Here is a 21,687-nt window from a genome sequence, read left to right as displayed (position 1 = left end):
GCCAGCAAGAAGGTCTCGGCTGAACCGAAGAAGAGCACCTTCTTCGTCTCTGCCAGCAATGGCCGAGTCGTTGTGTCGAAGACGCGGTAGGAAACGGAGCGTACGATTCGAACCTGGCCCCGCTTTTGCGGGGCTTTCTGTATCCGTTGAAGCTATTAGCCGCAGCGGCAGCATGGCCCCATCACACACGGGGGCGGCTGTATGGCGCACATCACAGCGGAAGAGGCCGGTGGCCGGAATGTCGTGGCCTTTCTTGACACGATCGCGTGGGCAGAAGGAACGGACAACGGGCGCCAGCCCACGAAGCAGAACGGCTATGACGTGCTGGTGGGCGGCGGCCTGTTCGCCGACCTCAGCAAGCATCCGGCCAAGCTCGTCCGGCTGAACTCGAAGCTGGCGTCCACCGCGGCCGGCCGCTACCAGTTCCTGTCGCGCACGTGGGGCAACCTGCAGCGGCAACTCCGGCTGCCTGACTTCGGCCCCCTCAGCCAGGACAAGGCGTGCATCGAGTTGATTCGCGGTCGTAGGGCGCTGGATTCGGTCAAGGCCGGCCAGTTCGACAAGGCCGTGGCCCTCTGTTCGAAGGAGTGGGCCAGCCTGCCGGGGGCCGGATACGGGCAGCACGAGCAGAGCCTGGAGAAGCTGCGCGCTGTCTACCAGAAGGCCGGCGGCAAAGTGGGCGGGAGCGCATGAGCATGGAAGCCCAGCCGAGCCAGGATGGCCGCACCCGCATTTCGCTCGGTCCGGTCGAGAAATGGATCGTTGGCGCCTTCGCCAGCTTCATGATCGCCGGCGGCTACTGGCTGATCAGCTCCATGCAGGCAGTGCTGACCCAGCAGCAGGTGACCAACCAGCAGATGGCGACCGTGCAGCAGCAGCTGCAGACCTTCAACACGCAGCTGGCCGATGTGCCGGCGCTGAAGCTGGAACTGGCCAAACAGGCCGTACAGGTCGAGCAGAACAAGCAGGACATCAAGGAGCTGAAGCAGCTCAGGGGGCTTAAGTGAAGGACCGATTCAACTGGCAGGGCGTGGCCGGCCGTGCCAGCACTTGGCTGGCGATCCTCTCCGCTGCTGCGACGGCCGGGCTTGGCGCCTATGCACTGATGCCCGAGCGCGCCCAGAACGCGTTCCCCGAGTGGGCGCTGATCGGCATGGGAGTGCTGGCAGTGGGGTCGGCGTTTCTGGTTCCGGTGGCCACCAGCTTCAAGCAGAAGGCGAGGGCGACGCGCCATGCTGATCCCTGACCCTCTGGCTCCCTACGCGAAGCTGATCCGCCTTGGCCTGTGGTGCCTGCTGGCCGGTGGCTTGTACGTGGCCGGCTGCCAGCGTGGCGAGGATCGCCAGGCTGCATCCGACCGGGAGCAGATCGGCGCGGTGCAGCGGCAGCTCGACGGCGCACGCGCTGAGGCGGCCGAGAACCTGCGCGCAGCCAATGCCGCCGGCCAGCTGCTGCAGGAGGTCAACCGGCAGACCCAGGCATCGATCGACGCAGCGGAGGCGGCGCGCAAGGCATCTGCAGCAGCAGCGAGCCGGGCTGAAGCGGTAGCGGCAGAAGGCCAGCGCCGGGCCACTGCGGCCGAGAAGGCGCTGCAGGCCGCCAAGACCACGCCGGCATGCCGGTCCCAACTGGAGATGGAGCTGTGCAGCTCAATTCCTTTGCTCTGATCGCCGCCATGCTTCTTGTCGGCTGCGCGCACCAGCCCGAGCGGCCGAAGCTGCCCGAGAAGGTCCATGTGACCGTGGAGAAGCTGGTCCCGGTCGATGATCGCCTGACCAAGCCGTGCCCAGCAAAGCGCGCTGAGTCGCGCACGGTGGAGGCAGTCGTGGCCGCCTACAACGCCAACCTGATCGTGCTGCAGGACTGCGACACGCGCATGGGCGAGATCCGCGCACTGGGGCGGTAATGGCAAAGCAACGCGTCCCACTACACCAGAACCCGCGCTCCTTCACCACTGTGGAGGAGGGGGCGACAAAGGGTGCTCAGGTAGGCGTCGACCTGCTTGGCCCTGACGGGACGGTGCTGCGCCCGGACCAGGTCATCAACTCGGCCACGTCCACCGATCCCAATGCCAACCGGGTGACCGTCTGGAAGCTGATCCGGGAGGTGCCTGCCAACCTGGTCAAGATCGCGGCGCTGGTCGGCAAGGGATTCGCGGTCCGGCGCGGCGACGGTGAGTGGACGCTGCGGACGCTACAGCCTGGTGGCTCAGTTGCAGTCACGAATGGCGACGGAGAGGCGGGTAATCCGGTGATCGGCCTCACCGACGATGCGCTCGCGTCACTTGACTTGGCGGATTCAGCAGTTCAACAGGTCAGGCCCGGCGCGAACATCACCGTCGACACTACCGATCCGCGGCGCCCGATCGTCTCCGCTTCCGGCGGCGGCGGCGTCCTGCCAGTGGTCACCGGCGAAATCGTGGCCGGCCAGCCGATTTTCCTCATCGCCGACGATGGCAACCTCATCTACACGGAGATCTCCTGATGGCCAGCGGCCGCCTTGCCGACTACCTTGGAAAGGGGCTGGCCTCGGCCCGGCCCGCCACGCTTACGCTGCATCCGGAGGCAGTAGGGCTCTGGTATTCGACAGACACCGGGGTAATAAGTACATGGGACGGATCTTCATGGCATGACGTCACGTCCGGAGCATCTACACGGTTGGCCATCGTCACCAAGACTGCGAGCGCAACGTTGGCCCTGACTGATGCTCTGTCCGGGCGTGACGCGCTGGTGGAGATGGACGTTGCAACAGCGAACACACTCACTGTGCCTCCGAACGGCGCCATCGCATTTGAGATCGGTACCGTGATCAACGTCCACCAGCGCGGCGCAGGTCAAACCACAATAGTGCAGGGTGCTGGCGTCACCGTTCGCACCGATGAAACCCTGAAGCTGCGTAAACAGTGGGCTACGGCTGTGCTGATCAAGCGTGGTACGGATGAGTGGGTACTGGCTGGAAGTCTGGAGGCAGCGCCGTGATCCCTGGTGTCGTTGCGGGCGGGCGCGTTCGAGGAGGGGCGATTGTGTTCAATCGCTCTTTCACTGATGGAAGTGTTGCAGGTCTGACCGGATTCGGTCCTACAGTCTCTTTCGTTTCGACAGCTGCAGGTCTCACGCTGAGCGGAACCGCCAGTAGCAACGCCGTTCGGGTCCGGTTCGATGAAATGATCGAGCTGAAGGATTTCGAAGCCGAGTACTACTTCTTGGCGCCCGAAAACGGAATTAACGGTGGTCTGATCTATAGAAACGGTCAGTGGCTTGATCCCAATGATACTTACGGGTACTTGGTAGCGGCAGAAACTGCTCAGGTAGTGTTGGGTCGAGGAACTGCAAGTGGTGTCTACACGGCAGTCGCTTCTGGCAGCATTCCGACGGTCCCTGTCGGAACAGTTCGCCGTGCACACGTCCTGATCAAAGGCGATAGACATCGCGTGTGGGTAGACGGAGTTCTGGCAATCGACTACAGAAGTACCACCTATATGAACACAGCTTCCAAGCTGGGCTTCAACCGCTTCAAGAACAATGTCACTGCCGCGAATACAATGACCTTCCGCAACTTGGTCATCAAGACGGCGTAAAGGGTTTCCCCGACCCGGGCGGACCGGGGGTATCCTGTGCCGGGGATGGGCGTCAGGGCAGGGCATGGAGAAGCTGCAGAACCTTCAGATGATGCGGGCGATCGCCGCGATCCTGGTCGTGTGGGCGCATGCCATCGACCTTGTCGCGAAGCGGCAGATCGATGCATTCCAGGTTAGTTGGGGAGCGCTCGAGAACTTCGGCGCTGTCGGCGTGGATGTGTTCTTCGTCATCAGCGGCTTCATCGTCTCGCTGACGGCTGAGCGTTCCAGGTCCGTGACGCAGTTCCTGCTTGCCCGTCTTGTCAGGATCTGGCCCCTTTATCTGATCGCCACGGTGGTGGTGTTCGCCGTGGATCCCGCGGCCAGATCCTTGGCGACGCTGGGCTGGTCGGTTGTGTTCCTTCAGGTCCCTGGGCTTCCAGCAGGCATGCCCACCCATCCACTGGGATGGAGCCTCATGTTTGAGGCCGTCTTCTACCTGATGCTTGCTGGCGCGATGTGCTGGCGATCCAAGCGACCGATGCCCGAGCGGGTGCTGATCATCGGCTCGGCGACCATTCTTGTGGCGGGGGTGTCTGGCTTCCACCAACCCATGAACATCATTGGAAACCCGATCATCATCGAGTTCCTGCTGGGCGTGGTCATCGGGTGGGTATATCGACGTCGGCCGGAGCTACCTGCGTGGGCCACGTCAGCGCTGTTCGTCGCCGGTACAGTTCTGCTGCTTTCCACCGCGATGTATGGGTTCGGATCCATCAGCGAGGCGCCGCAAACCTTGGACGCCAGCCTGTCCTGGGATCGAGTGCGGCAGTGGGGGATCCCAGCGGCGCTGCTGATCGCGTCGGCCGTGTTCAGGAAGAACGCGACTTCGGTGGCGGGCCGGCCACTGGTCTTCCTCGGGGACAGCTCCTATTCCATCTACCTGTTCTCGTTCGTGGCCCTGTTGCTCCTTGATCAAGGCTGGGACGCGTGGGCCCCGGCGTCGCCGGACGTTGCAATCCTGCTGGCCACTTCGGTGGCAGTGGTGTTTGGCGTGATCTGCTACGTGGTTCTGGAGCGCCCGCTTACTTCAGCACTTCGTACAAGAATTGCGATGCGTCTGGTCAAGGCTTAAGGGGAATGGCTAGGCAACCTGCTGCACCAGGTCCTCGCGGTTGTTCCGCGGCGTGTTCACCGCGCGGCTGACCCGGTAGGCTTCCATCGCCGGCTTCCCTACTGGCCGATGTGGTGCATCCCCTCAAGACCAGATGCCTAGCTGATGAGACAGAAAGTCGCCTGTGTGCCCGATGCAGCTGGGAGAATCTGCGGGCGGGTCTAGCCAGAAGTTGTACAGGTCGGACAAATCCCCTTCAGTGAGTGTGATTCACGCAGAACATCAAGGTTGGGCCCAAGGGTGTAATAGCCGTTCCCGTAGCCGCGAGCGTCTAATGCGCTGGGTCCGTGACGCGTGTAGGTGACACCATTGAAAGAGCGAGCGAATCCGGACTGCTCTTTTCCGAGGCACCGTGGCCGGGATTCAGCTAGATCATACGTCGAACACACGAGAGGATCTTGCGATGTCAGGAACACAGTCAAATTCTCCAGGGATACTCCGCGGGATATTTATGTCGCTGTCTTCGATAGGGCATACAACTCCATTCGGTAGTAAGTGTAAGCATGAGACTTGGAACGACCCCGAGCGCGCAAGGATAAACAAGGCGATCGGCGACCTGCCTCCGGACGTGCATGGATATGTTCAGGTTCTGGCTGATGTCAATATGGAAATGGATTTTAGGAAGCTGGTTCTGTCTCCGCATAGCGCAGACAAGCTCATCGAAAATGCCCGTGACGTTGCGATTCGCAAAAAGCCAATATCTCAGGCGCATATTGTAGAGTGCTCAACATTCATGCGTGGATTGTTCGACTCTAGAAATGACTACGGGTCCTGTGTCGCCGGTATGACGCTTCATTTCTTCGCTGCGATTAATAGGAGACAGCTCGAAATGGGGCACATAGACCCCATCTCGGAGACTTAATTGGAAGTCTTTGAATGGCGCCGCAGGCTCAGCTTCAGTGGACAGTGGTTAGGGCTCCGGCCATAGTCATGGCTGGCCAATGGACGTGCCGTATGAGCATCCTCAACGTACTGATCAGCCGTGACCAGCTTGTCGTTGCAGTGGATACGCTCGCGGAGGATGCGCTGACAGGCGCTTACTCTGCTGGTGCAAAGGTGCTCCTGATACCTCAGCACAACGTGCTGCTGGCTACGAGGGGCGGGGCCCAGTTCTTCCTGAAGATCTACGAGCTGGCTCTGCAGGCGAGCTTCCGGGCCGACTTCTCCATCGAGCAGCTTTCTGCCGAGATGGGGCCTGTAATGGACCAACTGTGGTTGAACTATGAGAAGGCGGCCGTAGAGGCTGACCTGCCTATCGAACAGCTGGGGACCGAGATTGTCCTGGGCGGCTGGTCGCCCAGAAGCGGCAGGATGATGGCCACGGCCTACGCCAAGAGCGACAGCCGGCAGGCCACTTCAGTGCAGCCGATCGGCGGCCAGTTCGCGTCACCAGGTGATCCACTCAAGGGCGTGGCGCCGAGCATGCTGCAGGTCGACTTGATGGCGGCGGGACGTCTCCAGGCAAACTACCTCAACGAGCAGATGGGCCGGCAGGTCGCTGGCGGGCGTCTGCTGATCGGGTTCCTGCAGCAGGGCCAGGCGGTCGTGAAGGACCTAGGGCCGATCTGACGATCTGGGCTAGTGGTGGGCTGGACGAATCGGCCGCACATGGCCGGATGGCAGCCCTGCAGACCGTGCCGGGGGCGTGTAGGCCACTCCTGGCGTGCTCTGTACTGTTGTTGACGGGCCGTATATGGGAGCATCCGCCGTTACAAGGGAGGATGCATGGACTGGATGGACTGGAAAGTCATCATTTCAACGCTGGTAGGCGGTTTGATCACTTTTGCCGCAACAACCGGGCAGGAGACGCTCAAGAACCGTCGAGTGCGCCGTGCTGCTGCGTTTTCTGTCGGGGCCGAGATCACTGCGGCCTTGGAGATCGTGCGAGCGAGGGAATGGCGAGAAGACATTGAATCCTGCTATGAGGACGCTTTGAATGGTGAGGTGCTACGTGTCACGATCCATTTACCCAAGGATACGATCCCGTCCTGCCGTGTGGCGCTGGCGCAAGGTACGTTGGGTGACGGGGAACTGATCGGCCATGTTTCAGCATTCGTCATGGCGGTTGACGGGTTGAAAGCTGATCTGGATCGCTTGTTCGAACATGATTTTGGTGACCCCAGGTGCCTGGTCGAGGAGAACCAGCCTGAGCGTGCAGCAAAGCTCTACAAGGAGATGATCGGATTGCTCGATGCGATAGATTCCCGCGGCAACAAAGCGATCAAGCGTGCCGTCAAGTTGCTCGGAAGGGACGGAAGTTGGATGTCGAGCCAGGCAAAACCGAAAGATAGTGAGGTTAAACCGAGCGATCCTTAACCGTTAGGATACCTGTCGCAGCTACTGCGACGGCCGGCCGTATCCTTCCGGCCATGATCTCCTCTACCTACCAAGGCTTCCGCACCGCACCGATCCCGTCTGGCTGGGTCCAGACCGGGGAGCGTTGGGATCTGTGGTAGAACGGGCGCTCAGTCGCCAATATCACTCCGGCGCCCGGCCGCGGTGTCCGGCTTCACCTGGATGCGCGAAAGATCTTCGAGACCAAGAAGGTTTTTGCCGCCAGCGTGTCTCAGGGCAAGCGCTACGCCGAACGCTGGTGCGCCGCCAGGCTGTATCCCGATTTGCCCCTTCGTGAGGCCGTCGCCCGGCTGACCGACAGCACCCCGATCCAGCCGCCGCCACTGCCGGGTCTGCCGCCGACCCGTGAGCAGCAGCAACAGGCCCGGCGCCTTGCCGAGGCTGGCGCGAAGGAGATCGAGCGGATCAAGGAAGCGCTGGAGCCGCGCCGACCGCCGAAGGAGACCAAGCCCCGCCCGAAGGACGCCCGCAAGGCGTGGATGAGGGCGGGGCTGCAGCAGCTACGGCAGGGTGTGTAGGCGTCATCCGGCCCGCAGCTTCACCACATTGCCATCGCGTAGTCCATCGAGGTAATCGGCCCAGACCTGCATCATCCGCACCCGCTCCTGCAGGTGCGATGTGCGGTTGTACGCCCGGCCGTTGGGATCCTTCACCGCGTGCGCCAGCTGGTGCTCGATGATGTCCGGGCGGAAGTGCAGGACCTCATCCAGAATGGTGCGAGCGGTCGCGCGGAAGCCGTGGCCGGTCATCATCGTGCGGTCGTAACCCATGTTGCGCAGCGCTGCGGTTACGGCGTTCTCCGACATCGGGCGTTTGGGATCGCGGGCGCCAGAGAACACCCACTTGTGCCGCCTGGTGATCGGCTTGATGTCCTCCAAGATCTGCAGCGCCTGCTTGGACAGCGGCACCAGGTGTGCAGCACGCATCTTCATCTTGCTGGCGGGGATGGTCCACACGCCAGCGTCGAGGTCGAATTCGTCCCATTCCGCATGCCGCAGTTCGCCAGGACGCAAGAACACCAGCGGTGCCAGCCGCAGCGCAGAGCGGGTGATGGCAGACCCGCTGTATGCCTCGATGGAGCGCAGCAGGCCACCCAGCTGCACGGGGTCGGTAATCGCGGCATGGTGGGCCTCCTTCGGCGGCGCAAGCGCTCCCTTCAGGTCGGCAACCGGATTTCGCTCGGCCCGGCCGGTGGCCACGGCGTACCGCATGATCTGGCCGCAGTTCTGCATGATCCGGTGCGCGGATTCGATCGCGCCGCGGTCCTCAATGCGCCGGGCCACCCGGAGGAAGTCCGGCGCGCTGAGTTCACCCACGGAGCGCGACCCGACCCACGGGAACACGTCGTTCTTCATCCAGGCTTCGACCTTCTCCGCATAGTTGGGCACCCAGGGGCGTGTGGCCAGCCACTCATTGGCGATGGTCTCGAAGCTGTCCGAGCCGAGGGCGGAGTGGGCGAGGGCGGCAGCCTTCTTCTGCGCACCCGGGTCGACCCCTCTGGCCAGCAGTCGGCGGGCTTCGTCGCGGGCCTCGCGAGCTCGAGCCAAGGAGACATCCGGGTAAAGGCCGATCGACAGCAGCTTCTCCTTGCCGGCGATGCGGTACTTCCAGCGCCAGCTGCGCGCTCCGGTCGGGGTGAGATAGAGGTACAGGCCGCCACCGTCGGTGATCTTCTGCGGCTTGTCGCTGGGCTTGGCGCGCCTGATGGCTGCGTCGGTCAGTGGCATTGGGGGTATCGCTTCAGTGGGTGCGGTCGGATACCCCTTGATATACCCCCACCGTCTCATGGATTGAAACGGATTGCCCCGGTCTGCTGCGGACAATAAAAAAGCCCGGAAACCCTTGTGATGCGGGGGTTTCCGGGCTTCTCCGGTCCTTGACGAACCGTTCGTTGGTGGAGGTGGGCGGAATTGAACCGCCGTCCGAAGGCACTCCATCCCCAGCACTACATGCTTAGCTCACCGTTGGATCTCGTCCCCGAACAGCACGGTGCGCAAAGCGCATCCGGGAACCAGCCTGTTGTGTTCTAGTGCCGGACTGACAGGCAGCCACCCAGCGCGATTCCATGATAGTGACTCTACACCGCGAGCATGGACACAAGCGGTTTCGAGGCTTAGGCCTTAAGCGGCCAGAGCGTAGTTGTCGTCGTTGGCAACTAGAGTTTTGCAGCTGGATTTACGAGGAAAGCTACCCCCTCGGCATGCGCCAGGCGACTTCACAACCCCCGTCGAAACCAATGCACCCCCGGTTTCTACAGCGCTGCAAGGTACAGGGCCATTCCCGTGTCGCCACGGTCGGGGCCTGCCCAACGGTTGCAATGCTACGGTAAAACAGCTGAACAGTCACCCCGGCAATCCGCAGTAAGTCGTAGAGCCACCGCCATAGCGGATTGGTAACGTCATTGGCACGAATTTGCGACACACTGGCGACGACCATCCGGGCCAGGACAGACACGGAGACTGTGGGTGACCGATGCAAGCCAACAACGCAGCCTGCGACAGCTGATCGGGCCGGTCGGTGCCGACTACCAGCGGCGTGCGCTGCCGCCCGGCTGGGTCTGGGCGGTGCTGGCGGTGCTGCTGGCGGCCACGTGGCTGACCGAGCTGCCGGCCACCGCCGCCGCCGCGTTGGTGGCCAGCGCGGTGGTGGTGCATTGGTCTCAGCGCGGCCGCATCCATTGGCTGGGGTGGCGCCTGCCGGGTCTGGCGGTGCTGGCGGCCCTGCTATGGGGGCCGGAAGTGCTGTCGCAGTGGTTCGAGCACGGATTGGCCGTGGTCCTGATGTCGCTGGCCAGTCTCAGTATCGGTGTGCACGTGTGGCAGTCGCGGCAGATGGCCCGACAGCTGCAGGGCGCGGCGGATTCGCTGGATGACGCCCAGTTGCTGGCGCTGCTGCCGGCTGATGCGGCCGAACTGGCCCGGAAGTGGCGGGCGGGCGATGACCGTTATGCGCCGGAACTGGCGGTGGTGATGCACCTGGCAGTGATGCACGCGGCGCTGGCGCCGCGGATGCGCAGGCAGGGCGTACTGGCGGGGTGACCTGCCTTTTGTAGCGTCGAGCCATGCTCGACTTTGGCGCTCTACAAATACCGCAAAGCAGTCGAGCATGGCTCGACTCTACATGGTCGTGTGCAGCCGCCTTATGCGTCGCGGTTCCCGCGACGCATCACACGCTGTTTCTCGATCGCCCAGTCGCGGTCCTTGGCGGCATCGCGCTTGTCGTGGGTCTGCTTGCCCTTGGCCAGCGCGACTTCGAGCTTGATCTTGTTCTTGCTCCAGTACATCGCCGTCGGCACGATCGTATAGCCATCGCGCTCGACCTTGCCGACCAGCTTGTCGATCTCGCTCCGGTGCAGCAGCAGTTTGCGCTCGCGCCGGTCATTGGCCACCACATGGGTCGAGGCCTGGATCAACGGGGTGATCTGCGCGCCGATCAGGAAGATCTCGCCGTGCTTCACATAGGCGTAGGCGTCGATGATGTTGCCGCGGCCAGCACGGATCGACTTCACCTCCCAGCCCTGCAGGGCCAGGCCGGCCTCGAAGCGCTCTTCGATGTGGTACTCGTGGCGGGCACGCTTGTTCAACGCGATGGTTTTGTTGGCCGTCGCGCTCTTTGCTTTATCCTTGCCGCTGTTCTTGCTCATTTCCGTATTGTCTCCGATTCGGGCCCGCCCGGTCGATTGCCGAAACGTCCTGTATTCATGCCTACTATCCGCCGCAGCGCCCTGGTCGAACATTCGGCCGCGCGCATGTTCGACCTGGTCAACGACGTCCAGGCCTATCCGCGCCGCTTCCGCTGGTGCTCGGCTGCCCAGATCCTGGAGCAGGGCGAGGACCGCCTGGTGGCGCGCCTGGACCTGGGCCTGGGTTCGTTCAGCACCTGGTTCCAGACCGAGAACACCCTGCAGCGCCCGCACAGCATCGATATGCAGCTGCGCGATGGCCCGTTCAAGCAGTTGCACGGTCGCTGGGAATTCCATGCGCTGGCCGAAGATGCCTGCAAGGTCACCCTCACCCTGGAATTCGAACCCAGCTCGCGCCTGCTCGGTCCGGCCCTGGCGATCGGCTTCCAGGGATTGGCCGATCGAATGGTCAATGATTTCGTCCGCGTCGCCGACGAGGCCTGAGCGATGATCGAGGTCGAGGTGGTGCTGGCCTGGCCGCAGCGGGTGCTGTCGTGCCGGTTGCAGCTGGACGAGGGCGCGACCGTGGCCGATGCCATTGCTGCTGCCGCGCTGGACGGCACTGCCGACTGCCCGGCGGCGGCCGTGCATGGCGTATTGGCACGTCCGCAGCAGGCCTTGTTGGATGGCGACCGTATCGAACTGCTACGCCCGTTGCTGGCCGACCCCAAGGATAACCGCCGGCGACGCGCGCTCGGCGGTTGATTCCCGCGACCCGTCCGCGAGGACGGGCAGGGGGCCTCAGCGGCCCTTCTTCTTCTTGTCCTTCGGCAGGTTGCGGCCGAACTGGCGCACGGTCTGCTGGGCCAGGGCCTTGTCGTTGCCCGGGAAGTAATCGCCTTCCCAGCGGGTCACGTTGTCATTGTCGAAGAACACGGTGAAGTTCTTCACCTCGGTACGGCCCAGGCGGTTCACGCGCTGGCTGGAGGTGTAGTCCCAGCGCTGGGCGTGGAACGGGTCTGGAATGGACGGGGTGCCCAGCAGCGCAGTGACCTGCTGCTTGCTCTGCCCGACCTGCAGCTTGGCCACGGCATCTTCCCGGATCAGGTTGCCCTGATAGATGGGTTGCTTGTAGATGATGCCGCACCCGGTGGTGGACAGGGCGACGGCGGCGACCAACAGGAGATTGCGCATCGGGACTGGCGGTTGGGGAAATCAAACCGATGATACACTCCCGGCGTGCCACCGCGACCCAATCCGAGGCAGCTGGCGCTAAATCGCCAATGAACGGAGACCTATGGAAACCCACGACCTGCGTAAAGTCGGCCTGAAGGTGACCCATCCGCGGATGCGGATCCTGGCGCTGCTCGAGCAGCGCAATGCCCAGCACCACATGACCGCCGAAGACATCTACCGCCAGCTGCTGGAGCACGGCGACGAGATCGGCTTGGCCACGGTGTACCGGGTGCTGACCCAGTTTGAGGCCGCCGGCCTCGTGCTCAAGCACAATTTCGAAGGCGGCCAGGCCGTCTACGAGCTGGACCGTGGCGGCCACCACGACCACATGGTCGACGTGGACAGCGGCAAGATCATCGAGTTCGAAAGCCACGAGATCGAAGAGCTGCAGCGCAAGATCGCGGCCGACCACGGCTACGAGCTGGAAGAACATTCGCTGGTGCTGTACGTGCGCAAGAAGCGCAAGTAAGCCGTTCCAGCCAGCTGGATGCGACGAAACCCCGGGCTTGCCCGGGGTTTTTCATTGGGCGGGGTCAGAGCCCTTTCCCCTGGGAAAGGGCTCTGACCCCAGGGGTTTCGGATGCACCCAGCAACACCTCCAGATCCACCGCCTCGGCCATCGCCCGGTTGCCCGCATCGCCCGGGTGCAGGTGGTCGCCTGAATCGTAGGCGGCAGCCATCCGTGACGGGTCGGACGGGTCACGCAGCGCCGCATCCAGGTCGATCACCGCATCGAATGGGCTGTCGCTGCGTAGCCAGGCATTGAGCTGTTGGCGCAGTGCTTCCTTCTCCGGCTGGTAGTAGTCGTCCAGCGGCGTGCCGGGCAGGGCGCCAGCGAACGGCGTCAGGGTGGCACCCAGGATGCGTAGACCCCGCCGATGGGCCAGTTCGGCCAGGGCGCGATTGCCGGTCTGCAGCTCGGCCAGGCTGGGCCGGGGTTGCGCGCGGGCAAAGGCGGTGCCGGGCCAGCTGATGTCGTTGATGCCGATCAGCACGATCACACTGGCCACGCCGGGCTGATCCAGCCCATCGCGCTGCAAGCGGGCCAGAACCGACTCGCCCATGCCGTCGCGCAGCAGGCGGTTGCCGGAGATGCCGGCGTTGACCACGGCTACACCGCGCGGAGCCAGGCGTACGGCCAGGTGGTCGGTCCAGCGCTGGTCCTGATCGAGGCTGGCGGTGGCGCCATCGGTAATCGAGTCGCCGATCACCACCACGCTGCGTGCGCTGTGGGCGGCCTCGACCTCGATCCCGGTCAGCAACAGGCGGGTGGTAGTGGAACTGGCCCCCTGCAGGTCGCGTGCCCGGGTCTGGTCAGCGCCGGCGATCCAACTGGTCTGGCGGCCCTCCCAATGGAAGGTCTGCAGTGGCGTCGGCCCCGGCACAAAGACACTGACCTGCAACGCCTGGCGGTCTTCCGTGGCCAGTGGCAGCGGATCGCTCAGCCGTTCCTGACCGGGCTCGATCGATACGCCGGTCTGGCCGTCGAAGCTGAGCGGCTGCGGGGTGGCACCGGCGTGTGCGGCCACGCTGGCCGCCCCGATCCGCAGTGGCTGGGTGCCGTAGGCATTGCTCAGCCGCACCCGCAGCCGGGGCCCGCCCAGGCTGATGCGAGCGGTCTGCCGGAACGTCTGGTCCTGCAGCGTGGCCGGGACCAGGGTCGGGAGCAGGAATTCGGCGCCCCAGACCGGTTGCGGGCTGGCCTGCCAGCTGGCGACCCAGTGCGGGGCCGGGGCGGCGCTGGCTGCGCTGGACAGGGCGATCAAGGTGGTCGCGGTGAGCTGGCTGAAGCGGTTCATCGGGCAATCCCGGGAGGAGGGAAGGCCATGGTGATTCTCCGTCCATCTGTGAACTAGACTGCGCATGGATAATCATCTGTGAACTGGATTCATCGCCATGGCGCGACCCGACATCAACCGATCCGGCGAACTGGAAGTGTTCGTGCGGGTGATCGAGACCGGTGGCTTCTCCGCCGCCGCACGCACCCTGGACATGACGCCGTCAGCGGTGAGCAAGCTGGTGGCCCGGCTGGAGCAGCGGCTGGGTACGCGCCTGCTGCAACGCTCCACCCGCCAGCTGCAGCTGACCCCGGAAGGCTGCGCGTTCTACGAGCGCGGCCTGCGCGTGCTGGCCGACCTGGAAGAGGCCGAGCGTTGCGCCAGCGCCCATGCCGAGCCGCGCGGGCGGCTGCGGGTCAACTCCAACGTGCCGTTCGGCCAGCATTTCCTGTTGCCGCTGCTGCCGGCATTCCTGGAGCGCAATCCGCAGGTGGGGGTGGATCTGACCTTGAACGACGAGGTGATCGACCTGCTTGAGCAGCGCACCGATGTGGCGGTGCGGGCCGGCCCGCTGAAGAGCTCCAGCCTGGTGGCGCGACGGCTGGGCGCGACGCGGATGATGATCGTGGCCGCGCCGGCCTATGCGCAGCGGCACGGCCTGCCACGCAACGCCGAGGAGCTGCAGTCGCACAACCGTCTGGACATCGGCCATGCACGGGCGATGCAGGGCTGGCCGCTGTTGCAGGACGGTCGCGAACGCATGTTGCTGCCCAGTGGCAATGCCCGCGCCAGCAACGGCAACGCGCTGCGCCAGCTGGTGCTGGGCGGGCTGGGCATGGCGCGGCTGGCGACCTACCAGGTGCAGGAGGACATCGCTGCCGGACGCCTGTTGCCGGTGCTGGAGGAGGCCAACCCCGGTGACCTGGAAGAGGTGCACGCGGTGTTCCTGGGACAGGGTGGCTATCTGCCGCTGCGGGTGCGCGCCTTCCTCGATTTCCTGGTGGAGAACGTCGATCTGACGCAGCCACGGGGGTAGTGCCGGCCGCTGGCCGGCAACCTCACGATCTTCGCCGACCCGCATCGGGTTGCCGGCCAGCGGCCGGCACTACCGCGCGGAAGCCGGGCCCATGCTCGGCTCGGGCGGTGTCAGACCTGCAGCAGCTTGCGAGCGGCGGCGCGCGCTTCCTTGCTTACTTCCACGCCGCCGAGCATGCGCGCCAGTTCTTCCTCGCGTGCCTTGCTGTCCAGCTTCTCCACTGCGCTCTGGGTCATGCCGTCCACCGGCGCCTTGCTGACCCGGTAGTGGGCATGGCCCTTGGAGGCGACCTGCGGCAGGTGGGTCACGCACAGCACCTGGCGCTTCTCGCCAAGGGCGCGCAGCTTCTGGCCGACGATGTCAGCCACCGCGCCGCCGATGCCGGAGTCGACTTCGTCGAACACCATGGTCGGTACTGCATCCAGGTCCAGCGCGGCCACTTCGATGGCCAGCGAGATGCGCGACAGTTCGCCGCCCGAGGCGACCTTGCGCAGGGCGCGCGGCGGCTGGCCGGCGTTGGCCGCCACCAGGAACTCCACCCGTTCGGCACCCTGCGGGTCGGGCTTGCCGGCGTCCTGCGGTTCCAGCTCGATCAGGAACTGGCCGCCGCCCATGCCGAGCTCGGCGATGATGCCGGTGGTGGTGGCCGACAGTTCGGCAGCGGCGCTGCGACGGCTGGCGGTCAGCACCTCGGCCTGTACGCGCCAGGCGGCGGCGGCCTTGTCGATCTCGCCGGCCAGGCGCTGCAAGCGTTCGTCGGCGCCGCGCAGCTGTTCCACTTCGGCATGCATGCGCTCGCGCTGCGCGCCCAGCTCGTCCATCGGCACGCGGTGCTTGCGGGCCAGGTCGTGCAGACGGCCGAGGCGACGCTCGTTCTCCTCGAACTGCTCCGGGTCGGCATCAAGGTCGTCGTGCACCCGGTCCAGCAGCGACAGGGCTTCGTGCAGCTGGATCGAGGCATTCTCGATCAGGCCGTCCACCTCGCCCAGGCGCGGGTCGTGTTCGATCAGGCGCGACAGCTCATGGCGCACCTGTTGCAGCAGGTCCAGCGCGGAACTGCCGTCATCGCCATTGAGCTGGTTGCTGGCCGCCTGGCAGGCGCTCAGCAGGGCGCTGGCGTGGGCCTGGCGGCGGTGGCTGGCACCGAGTGCGACGATCGACTCCGGCTCCAGGTCTTCGCGGTCCAGTTCGCGCAGCTGGTGTTCCAGGAAGCCGATCCGGTCACTCACGTCGCCCTGTTGCGACAGCGCCAGCGATTCATCGACCAGAGCCTGCCAGGCCGCAGCGGCGCGACGCACCTGGCGGCGCTCGTTCTCGTTGCCGGCATAAGCATCCAGCAGGGCCAGCTGCGACGGCCGTGCCAGCAGGGCCTGCTGTTCGTGCTGGCCGTGGATCTCCACCAGCAGCGAGGCCAGGTCGCCCAGCTGGGCCAGGGTCACCGGGCGGCCATTGATCCACGCCCGCGAACCGCCATCGGCGCGGATCACGCGGCGCAGCTGGCACTGTTCCTCGTCGTCCAGCTCGTTGTCGGCCAGCCACTGGCGCGCGGCCTGCAGCTGGTCCAGCGCGAATTCGGCGGAAAGCTCGGCGCGCGCGGCGCCATGGCGGACCACGCCGCTGTCGGCGCGCAGGCCGGACAGGAAGCCCAGCGCGTCGACCATCAGCGACTTGCCGGCGCCGGTCTCGCCTGAAACCACGGTCATGCCTGGCCCGAACTCCAGTTCGGTGGCGCGGACGACGGCGAAATCCTTGATCGAAAGATGTCTGAGCATGGGTAAGGGGGTATCAGCAGCCGCGCAACGCTAGCACGCGGGCGAGGGAGGTCCAATGACTTGCCAAGGTGATGCGCCGCCATTATCTAGTGTCCGTGTCTCACAGGTTGATTCCATGCACGGTTCTCCCGACCAGCTTGCCCCGCGTGCGCGCCATCTGCTGCGCACGCTGATTGCGCGTTACATCCAGGACGGTGAGCCGGTCGGCTCGCAGACGCTGGCGCGCGTGGCCGGCCTGGAGGTCAGCCCGGCCACCATCCGCAACATCCTCGGCGACCTGGAGGACCTGGGGCTGCTGGCCTCGCCGCACACCTCGGCCGGGCGCATCCCGACCGCGCATGGCTATCGGGTGTTCGTCGACAGCCTGCTGCAGATGCAGCCGCCGGGCGAGGGCGAGCTGGCCCGGTTGCGCCAGGAACTGGCCAGTGGCGGCAGCACCCAGGCCCTGCTCGGCAGCGCCTCGGAGCTGCTGTCGGCGATGAGCCATTTCGTCGGCGTGGTCAGCGCGCCGCGGCGCGAGCAGTTCGCGTTCCGCCAGATCGATTTCGTGGCGCTGGACGGGCGCCGGGTGCTGGCGATCCTGGTGTTTGCCGACAACGAGGTGCAGAACCGCGTCATCGAGACCCGCCAGGAGTTCGCGCCGGGCCAGCTGGAGCAGGTCGCCAACTACCTCAATGCCCATTTCGCCGGCCTGCCGATGGCCGAGATCCGCACCCGTCTGCTGCTGGAGCTGCGTGATGCCCGTTCCGAGCTGGAGCAGCTGCTGGCACACAGCATCGAACTGGCCGAGCAGGCCCTGCAGCCGGCCGCTGACGATATGCTGGTGGCCGGCCAGACCCGCCTGATGGGGGTACAGGACCTGTCCGACCTGGAGCGCCTGCGCGAGCTGTTCGAGCTGTTCTCCAGCAAGCGCGAGATCCTGCAGCTGCTGGAGCGGACCATCCAGGCCCCGGGCGTGCGCATCTTCATCGGCGAAGAGACCGGGATGATGCCGCTGCAGGGGGTCTCGCTGGTCACCGCCCCCTATACCGCCAATGGCCAGGTACTGGGCGTGCTGGGCGTGATCGGCCCCAAGCGGATGGCCTACGACCGCATGATTCCGCTGGTCCAGGCCACCGCCGATGTGCTCGGCGCGGCCTTTTCACCGGCCGGGCGCACTCCCGGAACATCCGACGCTTGAAACGCAGCATCCCGCCCACACTAGGGGGGGTGGAGGCGGAGATTGACCGCCAGGGACCCAGACATGAACCACGAACATCCAGATATCGAATCCCAGCAGACTGCCGCCGATGCGGCCGCCGCCGCCGGCGTCAACGACGAAGTGGAGCGCCTGCGCGCCGAAGTCGAGCAGATCAAGGCCGATGCGCTGCGTGAGCGCGCCGACCTCGAGAACCAGCGCAAGCGCGTTGCCCGTGACATCGAGCAGGCCCGCAAGTTCGCCAACGAGAAGCTGCTGGGCGAGCTGCTGCCGGTGTTCGACAGCCTGGATGCCGGCCTGAAGGCCGCGGGCGACGACCCGCATCCGCTGCGCGAAGGCCTGGAGCTGACCTACAAGCAGCTGCTGAAGGTCGCCGCCGACAATGGCCTGGTCCTGCTGGACCCGATCGGCCAGCCGTTCAACCCGGAACACCACCAGGCGATCAGCCAGGTGCCGACCCCGGGCGCCGCCCCGGGCAGCGTGGTGACCGTGTTCCAGAAGGGCTACCTGCTCAACGAGCGCCTGCTGCGGCCGGCGCTGGTGGTGGTGGCCGCCGATTGATCGGCCGGGCCGGGCGATGCCCGGTCCCGGTCGTGCCAGGCCATGCCTGGCAAGGTTTTCCAGGCGCTGAACACAGCGTTCGGGAGATGGCTTGAATGTTCCACGAGCCTCCCCCACATCGTATTCATCCACCGGCCGAGCGGCCGGACTGACCCCAACAAGCATCCTCAGGAGTCTCCCCCATGGGCAAGATCATTGGTATCGACCTCGGCACCACCAACTCGTGCGTGGCGATCATGGACGGCGGCAAGGCCCGCGTCATCGAGAATTCGGAAGGCGATCGCACCACCCCGTCGATCGTCGCCTACACCAAGGACGGCGAAGTCCTGGTCGGCGCCTCGGCCAAGCGCCAGGCCGTGACCAACCCGAAGAACACCTTCTATGCGGTGAAGCGCCTGATCGGCCGCAAGTTCACCGACGCCGAAGTGCAGAAGGACATCGCCCACGTCCCGTACAGCATCCTGGCCCATGACAATGGCGACGCCTGGGTGGCCACCAGCGACGGCAAGAAGATGGCCCCGCAGGAAATCTCGGCCAAGGTGCTGGAGAAGATGAAGAAGACCGCCGAGGACTTCCTCGGTGAGAAGGTCACCGAAGCGGTCATCACCGTGCCGGCCTACTTCAACGACAGCCAGCGCCAGGCGACCAAGGACGCCGGCCGTATCGCCGGCCTGGACGTCAAGCGCATCATCAACGAGCCGACCGCGGCCGCGCTGGCCTATGGCCTGGACAAGGGTGACAACAAGGATCGCAAGATCGTGGTGTACGACCTGGGCGGCGGCACCTTCGACGTCTCGGTGATCGAGATCGCCAACGTCGACGGCGAGAAGCAGTTCGAAGTGCTGGCCACCAACGGCGACACCTTCCTGGGCGGCGAAGACTTCGACAACCGCGTCATCGAGTACCTGGTTGAAGAGTTCAACAAGGACCAGGGCATCGACCTGCGCAAGGATCCGCTGGCCCTGCAGCGCCTGAAGGACGCTGCCGAGCGCGCCAAGATCGAGCTGTCCAGCGCCCAGCAGACCGAAGTGAACCTGCCGTACGTCACTGCCGATGCTTCGGGTCCGAAGCACCTGAACATCAAGCTGACCCGCGCCAAGCTGGAAGCGCTGGTGGAAGACCTGATCAAGAAGTCGATCGAGCCGTGCCGCGTCGCTCTGAATGATGCCGGCCTGCGTTCGAGCGACATCAGCGAAGTGATCCTGGTCGGTGGCCAGACCCGCATGCCGAAGGTGCAGCAGGCGGTGACCGAGTTCTTCGGCAAGGAACCGCGCAAGGACGTCAACCCGGATGAAGCTGTGGCACTGGGTGCTGCGATCCAGGGCGGCGTGCTGGGCGGCGACGTCAAGGACGTGCTGCTGCTGGACGTGACCCCGCTGTCGCTGGGCATCGAGACCATGGGTGGCGTGTTCACCAAGATCATCGAGAAGAACACCACCATCCCGACCAAGGCTTCGCAGGTGTTCTCCACCGCCGAGGACAACCAGTCGGCCGTGACCGTGCATGTGCTGCAGGGTGAGCGCGAACAGGCCCGCTTCAACAAGTCGCTGGCCAAGTTCGACCTGTCCGGCATCGAGCCGGCCCCGCGCGGCCTGCCGCAGGTGGAAGTGTCCTTCGACATCGACGCCAACGGCATCCTGCACGTGTCGGCCAAGGACAAGAAGACCAACAAGGAACAGAAGGTCGAGATCAAGGCCGGTTCGGGCCTGTCCGAGGAAGAGATCGCGCGCATGGTCGCCGACGCGGAAGCCAACCGCGAAGAAGACAAGAAGTTCCAGGAGCTGGTGCAGGCCCGCAACCAGGCCGACGCCCTGATCCACGGCACCCGCAGCGCCATCACCGAGCACGGCAGCAAGGTGGGCGGCGAAGTGATCGGCAAGGTCGAGGCGGCGCTGGCCGACCTGGAAACCGCGATGAAGGGTGACGACAAGGCACAGATCGAAGCCAAGTCGAAGGCACTGGAAGAAGCCGGCCAGTCGCTGTTCGCCGCCGCTTCGGCCGACCAGGGCGGTGCCGCCCCGGGTGCCGACGCCGGCAATGCGGGCAAGCCGCAGGATGACGTGGTGGACGCCGAGTTCACCGAAGTCAAGGACGACAAGAAGTCCTGATCCGGACCGACACGGGACGCTGGCCATCAGCGTCCCGTTGTCGCATCAGGGTCCTGACCGCCCACCGGCGTGTCGGGGCGCCCGACGCAAGAGCGGACCTGGTTCCGCTCTTCCGCTTTGACGAATCCCGACTTTCCGGAACCCGATTCACGATATGAGCAAGCGCGATTACTACGAAGTGCTGGGCGTTGCCCGCACCGCCAACGACGACGAGCTGAAGAAGGCCTACCGTCGCTGCGCGATGAAGTTCCACCCGGACCGCAACCCGGGTGATGCGGCGGCCGAAGCCTCCTTCAAGGAGTGCAAGGAAGCCTACGAAGTGCTGTCCGACGGCAACAAGCGCCGCATGTACGACAGCCATGGCCACGCCGCGTTCGAGCACGGCATGGGCGGTGGCGGTCCGGGCGGCCCGGACATGAACGATATCTTCGGCGATATCTTCGGCAACATCTTTGGCGGTGGTGGCGGTGGTCCGCGCCAGGCCCGTCGCGGCGCTGACATCGGCTACGTGATGGAACTGGACCTGGAAGAGGCCGTGCGCGGCGTCGAGCGCCGGATCGAGATCCCGACCCTGGCCGAGTGCGGCGACTGCGATGGCAGTGGCTCGGAGGACGGCAAGGTCGAGACCTGCAATGTGTGTCATGGCCGCGGCCAGGTGCGCATCCAGCGCGGCATCTTCGCCATGCAGCAGGCCTGCCACAACTGCGGCGGCCGCGGCCAGATCATCGCCAAGCCCTGCAAGACCTGCCACGGCAATGGCCGTGTCGAGGAAGACAAGGTGCTGTCGGTGAAGGTGCCGGCGGGCGTCGATACCGGCGACCGCATCCGCCTGCAGGGCGAGGGCGAGGCCGGCCCGGCCGGTACGCCGCCGGGTGACCTGTACGTGGAAGTGCGCGTGCGCGAGCATGCGATCTTCCAGCGCGATGGCGACGACCTGCACTGCGAAGTGCCGATCCGCATCTCGCAGGCGGCGCTGGGTGACACCGTGCGCGTGGCGACCCTCGGCGGCGAAGCGGAAATCCGCATCCCGGCCGAGACCCAGACCGGCAAGCTGTTCCGCCTGCGTGGCAAGGGCGTACGTTCGGTGCGCAGCCGCAGCGAGGGCGACCTGTACTGCCGTGTGGTGGTGGAGACCCCGGTCAACCTCACCAACGAACAGCGCAAGCTGCTGGAGCAGTTCGAAGCCACCTTCGTCGGTGAGGAAGCGCGCAAGCATTCGCCGAAGTCGGCCACTTTCATGGATGGCGTGAAGGGCTTCTGGGACCGGATGACGTCCTGAGTTTTTCGACGG

26 protein-coding genes and 1 other RNA gene are annotated in these 21,687 nt (G+C 65.0%); 21 read left to right on the top strand and 6 right to left on the bottom strand.

Features of this window, described 5'->3' with window-relative positions; translation table 11 throughout:
- The first annotated feature begins 201 nt into the window (after nt 1-201).
- The 12 genes from VPH47_RS12595 (at nt 202) to VPH47_RS12540 (ending at nt 7,603) form a co-directional block, all read left to right on the top strand.
- Nucleotides 202-693 (top strand): glycoside hydrolase family 104 protein, encoded by a 492-nt coding sequence (locus tag VPH47_RS12595; RefSeq protein ID WP_368850955.1) that lies wholly within the window; start codon nt 202-204, stop codon nt 691-693.
- Entirely contained in the window at nt 690-1,007 is a 318-nt protein-coding gene (locus tag VPH47_RS12590) for a hypothetical protein (protein WP_005412901.1), read from the top strand. Before VPH47_RS12595 ends, VPH47_RS12590 begins: the two co-directional genes overlap by 4 nt.
- Nucleotides 1,004-1,246, top strand: a complete 243-nt coding sequence (locus tag VPH47_RS12585) for a hypothetical protein (RefSeq protein WP_368850954.1) — start codon at nt 1,004-1,006, stop codon at nt 1,244-1,246. The genes VPH47_RS12590 and VPH47_RS12585 overlap by 4 nt, the downstream gene beginning before the upstream one ends.
- A complete protein-coding gene (locus tag VPH47_RS12580) occupies nt 1,233-1,667 on the top strand; it encodes a hypothetical protein (protein WP_368850953.1) in 435 nt (144 codons plus the stop codon). The genes VPH47_RS12585 and VPH47_RS12580 overlap by 14 nt, the downstream gene beginning before the upstream one ends.
- Nucleotides 1,643-1,906, top strand: a complete 264-nt coding sequence (locus tag VPH47_RS12575) for a hypothetical protein (RefSeq protein ID WP_368850952.1) — start codon at nt 1,643-1,645, stop codon at nt 1,904-1,906. Before VPH47_RS12580 ends, VPH47_RS12575 begins: the two co-directional genes overlap by 25 nt.
- On the top strand, nt 1,906-2,484 hold the full coding sequence (locus VPH47_RS12570; RefSeq protein WP_368850950.1) for a hypothetical protein: 579 nt from the start codon (nt 1,906-1,908) through the stop codon (nt 2,482-2,484). Before VPH47_RS12575 ends, VPH47_RS12570 begins: the two co-directional genes overlap by 1 nt.
- On the top strand, nt 2,484-2,978 hold the full coding sequence (locus VPH47_RS12565) for a hypothetical protein (protein WP_368850949.1): 495 nt from the start codon (nt 2,484-2,486) through the stop codon (nt 2,976-2,978). The genes VPH47_RS12570 and VPH47_RS12565 overlap by 1 nt, the downstream gene beginning before the upstream one ends.
- Nucleotides 2,975-3,577: a family 16 glycoside hydrolase gene (locus tag VPH47_RS12560; RefSeq protein ID WP_368850948.1), complete on the top strand. Its 603-nt coding sequence runs from the start codon at nt 2,975-2,977 to the stop codon at nt 3,575-3,577. Before VPH47_RS12565 ends, VPH47_RS12560 begins: the two co-directional genes overlap by 4 nt.
- Nucleotides 3,578-3,641: 64 nt before the next feature.
- Nucleotides 3,642-4,691 (top strand): acyltransferase family protein, encoded by a 1,050-nt coding sequence (locus VPH47_RS12555; RefSeq protein WP_368850947.1) that lies wholly within the window; start codon nt 3,642-3,644, stop codon nt 4,689-4,691.
- A 993-nt stretch (nt 4,692-5,684) separates the two neighbouring features.
- A complete protein-coding gene (locus VPH47_RS12550; protein ID WP_368850946.1) occupies nt 5,685-6,299 on the top strand; it encodes a hypothetical protein in 615 nt (204 codons plus the stop codon).
- A gap of 156 nt (nt 6,300-6,455) precedes the next feature.
- Entirely contained in the window at nt 6,456-7,046 is a 591-nt protein-coding gene (locus VPH47_RS12545; protein WP_368850945.1) for a hypothetical protein, read from the top strand.
- A gap of 245 nt (nt 7,047-7,291) precedes the next feature.
- Entirely contained in the window at nt 7,292-7,603 is a 312-nt protein-coding gene (locus VPH47_RS12540; protein ID WP_368850944.1) for a hypothetical protein, read from the top strand.
- 3 nt (nt 7,604-7,606) lie between these two features.
- Here VPH47_RS12540 and VPH47_RS12535 read toward each other — a convergent pair whose 3' ends face one another.
- Both VPH47_RS12535 and ssrA read right to left on the bottom strand, forming a co-directional pair.
- Entirely contained in the window at nt 7,607-8,812 is a 1,206-nt protein-coding gene (locus tag VPH47_RS12535; RefSeq protein WP_368850943.1) for a tyrosine-type recombinase/integrase, read from the bottom strand.
- 165 nt (nt 8,813-8,977) lie between these two features.
- Nucleotides 8,978-9,331: a transfer-messenger RNA gene (gene ssrA, locus VPH47_RS12530) on the bottom strand.
- A gap of 219 nt (nt 9,332-9,550) precedes the next feature.
- Between ssrA and VPH47_RS12525 the strand changes: the two genes are divergently transcribed.
- The gene (locus VPH47_RS12525; RefSeq protein ID WP_110711985.1) at nt 9,551-10,123 is read left to right on the top strand and encodes a hypothetical protein; all 573 of its coding nucleotides are present in this window, start codon (nt 9,551-9,553) and stop codon (nt 10,121-10,123) included.
- 101 nt (nt 10,124-10,224) lie between these two features.
- Here the strand turns inward: VPH47_RS12525 and smpB are convergent, their stop codons facing one another.
- A complete protein-coding gene (gene smpB / locus VPH47_RS12520; RefSeq protein ID WP_005409231.1) occupies nt 10,225-10,728 on the bottom strand; it encodes an SsrA-binding protein SmpB in 504 nt (167 codons plus the stop codon).
- 57 nt (nt 10,729-10,785) lie between these two features.
- Here smpB and VPH47_RS12515 point away from each other — a divergent pair, with 57 nt between their 5' ends.
- Complete coding sequence (locus tag VPH47_RS12515; protein WP_087922269.1) at nt 10,786-11,211, top strand: type II toxin-antitoxin system RatA family toxin; 426 nt, start codon at nt 10,786-10,788, stop codon at nt 11,209-11,211.
- Between the two features lie 3 nt (nt 11,212-11,214).
- Nucleotides 11,215-11,472 carry an RnfH family protein gene (locus tag VPH47_RS12510; protein WP_368850942.1) on the top strand — a complete coding sequence of 86 codons (258 nt, stop codon included), beginning with the start codon at nt 11,215-11,217 and terminating at the stop codon, nt 11,470-11,472.
- Nucleotides 11,473-11,508: 36 nt separating this feature from the next.
- Here the strand turns inward: VPH47_RS12510 and VPH47_RS12505 are convergent, their stop codons facing one another.
- Complete coding sequence (locus tag VPH47_RS12505) at nt 11,509-11,901, bottom strand: outer membrane protein assembly factor BamE (RefSeq protein WP_010484453.1); 393 nt, start codon at nt 11,899-11,901, stop codon at nt 11,509-11,511.
- 103 nt (nt 11,902-12,004) lie between these two features.
- Here VPH47_RS12505 and fur point away from each other — a divergent pair, with 103 nt between their 5' ends.
- Complete coding sequence (fur, locus tag VPH47_RS12500; protein WP_005409235.1) at nt 12,005-12,412, top strand: ferric iron uptake transcriptional regulator; 408 nt, start codon at nt 12,005-12,007, stop codon at nt 12,410-12,412.
- Between the two features lie 64 nt (nt 12,413-12,476).
- Here the strand turns inward: fur and VPH47_RS12495 are convergent, their stop codons facing one another.
- Nucleotides 12,477-13,742: an SGNH/GDSL hydrolase family protein gene (locus tag VPH47_RS12495; RefSeq protein ID WP_368850941.1), complete on the bottom strand. Its 1,266-nt coding sequence runs from the start codon at nt 13,740-13,742 to the stop codon at nt 12,477-12,479.
- A gap of 97 nt (nt 13,743-13,839) precedes the next feature.
- Here VPH47_RS12495 and VPH47_RS12490 point away from each other — a divergent pair, with 97 nt between their 5' ends.
- On the top strand, nt 13,840-14,757 hold the full coding sequence (locus tag VPH47_RS12490) for a LysR family transcriptional regulator (RefSeq protein ID WP_180847159.1): 918 nt from the start codon (nt 13,840-13,842) through the stop codon (nt 14,755-14,757).
- A gap of 110 nt (nt 14,758-14,867) precedes the next feature.
- On the opposite strand, the gene recN is transcribed toward VPH47_RS12490, so the two are convergent.
- Nucleotides 14,868-16,529 (bottom strand): DNA repair protein RecN, encoded by a 1,662-nt coding sequence (recN, locus tag VPH47_RS12485; protein ID WP_368850940.1) that lies wholly within the window; start codon nt 16,527-16,529, stop codon nt 14,868-14,870.
- A gap of 115 nt (nt 16,530-16,644) precedes the next feature.
- On the opposite strand from recN, the gene hrcA reads away from it, so the two are divergent.
- From hrcA to dnaJ, 4 genes are all read left to right on the top strand, one after another.
- Nucleotides 16,645-17,709 (top strand): heat-inducible transcriptional repressor HrcA, encoded by a 1,065-nt coding sequence (gene hrcA, locus VPH47_RS12480; protein ID WP_107432375.1) that lies wholly within the window; start codon nt 16,645-16,647, stop codon nt 17,707-17,709.
- Nucleotides 17,710-17,772: 63 nt separating this feature from the next.
- Nucleotides 17,773-18,288, top strand: coding sequence for a nucleotide exchange factor GrpE (gene grpE, locus VPH47_RS12475; RefSeq protein ID WP_032128290.1), 516 nt, complete (start codon nt 17,773-17,775; stop codon nt 18,286-18,288).
- A gap of 182 nt (nt 18,289-18,470) precedes the next feature.
- The gene (gene dnaK / locus VPH47_RS12470; protein ID WP_110711990.1) at nt 18,471-20,396 is read left to right on the top strand and encodes a molecular chaperone DnaK; all 1,926 of its coding nucleotides are present in this window, start codon (nt 18,471-18,473) and stop codon (nt 20,394-20,396) included.
- A gap of 154 nt (nt 20,397-20,550) precedes the next feature.
- Nucleotides 20,551-21,675, top strand: a complete 1,125-nt coding sequence (gene dnaJ, locus VPH47_RS12465) for a molecular chaperone DnaJ (protein ID WP_110711991.1) — start codon at nt 20,551-20,553, stop codon at nt 21,673-21,675.
- The last annotated feature ends 12 nt before the right edge of the window (nt 21,676-21,687 follow it).

Origin of the sequence: Stenotrophomonas sp. WED208 (assembly GCF_040984485.1) — a bacterium.
GTDB lineage: Bacteria > Pseudomonadota > Gammaproteobacteria > Xanthomonadales > Xanthomonadaceae > Stenotrophomonas > Stenotrophomonas riyadhensis.
The sequence above is the reverse complement of the archived record's forward strand: the minus strand, read 5'-3'. Positions and strand labels throughout refer to the sequence as shown.

Excerpts from the sequence above, each read along its gene's own strand:
- VPH47_RS12595 (WP_368850955.1), top strand. The coding sequence starts at position 202 with ATGGCGCACATCACAGCGGAAGAGGCCGGTGGCCGGAATGTCGTGGCC.
- VPH47_RS12590 (WP_005412901.1), top strand. The coding sequence starts at position 690 with ATGAGCATGGAAGCCCAGCCGAGCCAGGATGGCCGCACCCGCATTTCG.
- VPH47_RS12580 (WP_368850953.1), top strand. The coding sequence starts at position 1,233 with ATGCTGATCCCTGACCCTCTGGCTCCCTACGCGAAGCTGATCCGCCTT.
- VPH47_RS12570 (WP_368850950.1), top strand. The coding sequence starts at position 1,906 with ATGGCAAAGCAACGCGTCCCACTACACCAGAACCCGCGCTCCTTCACC.
- VPH47_RS12565 (WP_368850949.1), top strand. The coding sequence starts at position 2,484 with ATGGCCAGCGGCCGCCTTGCCGACTACCTTGGAAAGGGGCTGGCCTCG.
- VPH47_RS12555 (WP_368850947.1), top strand. The coding sequence starts at position 3,642 with ATGGAGAAGCTGCAGAACCTTCAGATGATGCGGGCGATCGCCGCGATC.
- VPH47_RS12550 (WP_368850946.1), top strand. The coding sequence starts at position 5,685 with ATGAGCATCCTCAACGTACTGATCAGCCGTGACCAGCTTGTCGTTGCA.
- VPH47_RS12545 (WP_368850945.1), top strand. The coding sequence starts at position 6,456 with ATGGACTGGATGGACTGGAAAGTCATCATTTCAACGCTGGTAGGCGGT.
- VPH47_RS12535 (WP_368850943.1), bottom strand. The coding sequence starts at position 8,812 with ATGCCACTGACCGACGCAGCCATCAGGCGCGCCAAGCCCAGCGACAAG.
- smpB (WP_005409231.1), bottom strand. The coding sequence starts at position 10,728 with ATGAGCAAGAACAGCGGCAAGGATAAAGCAAAGAGCGCGACGGCCAAC.
- VPH47_RS12515 (WP_087922269.1), top strand. The coding sequence starts at position 10,786 with ATGCCTACTATCCGCCGCAGCGCCCTGGTCGAACATTCGGCCGCGCGC.
- VPH47_RS12510 (WP_368850942.1), top strand. The coding sequence starts at position 11,215 with ATGATCGAGGTCGAGGTGGTGCTGGCCTGGCCGCAGCGGGTGCTGTCG.
- VPH47_RS12505 (WP_010484453.1), bottom strand. The coding sequence starts at position 11,901 with ATGCGCAATCTCCTGTTGGTCGCCGCCGTCGCCCTGTCCACCACCGGG.
- fur (WP_005409235.1), top strand. The coding sequence starts at position 12,005 with ATGGAAACCCACGACCTGCGTAAAGTCGGCCTGAAGGTGACCCATCCG.
- VPH47_RS12495 (WP_368850941.1), bottom strand. The coding sequence starts at position 13,742 with ATGAACCGCTTCAGCCAGCTCACCGCGACCACCTTGATCGCCCTGTCC.
- VPH47_RS12490 (WP_180847159.1), top strand. The coding sequence starts at position 13,840 with ATGGCGCGACCCGACATCAACCGATCCGGCGAACTGGAAGTGTTCGTG.
- recN (WP_368850940.1), bottom strand. The coding sequence starts at position 16,529 with ATGCTCAGACATCTTTCGATCAAGGATTTCGCCGTCGTCCGCGCCACC.
- hrcA (WP_107432375.1), top strand. The coding sequence starts at position 16,645 with ATGCACGGTTCTCCCGACCAGCTTGCCCCGCGTGCGCGCCATCTGCTG.
- grpE (WP_032128290.1), top strand. The coding sequence starts at position 17,773 with ATGAACCACGAACATCCAGATATCGAATCCCAGCAGACTGCCGCCGAT.
- dnaK (WP_110711990.1), top strand. The coding sequence starts at position 18,471 with ATGGGCAAGATCATTGGTATCGACCTCGGCACCACCAACTCGTGCGTG.
- dnaJ (WP_110711991.1), top strand. The coding sequence starts at position 20,551 with ATGAGCAAGCGCGATTACTACGAAGTGCTGGGCGTTGCCCGCACCGCC.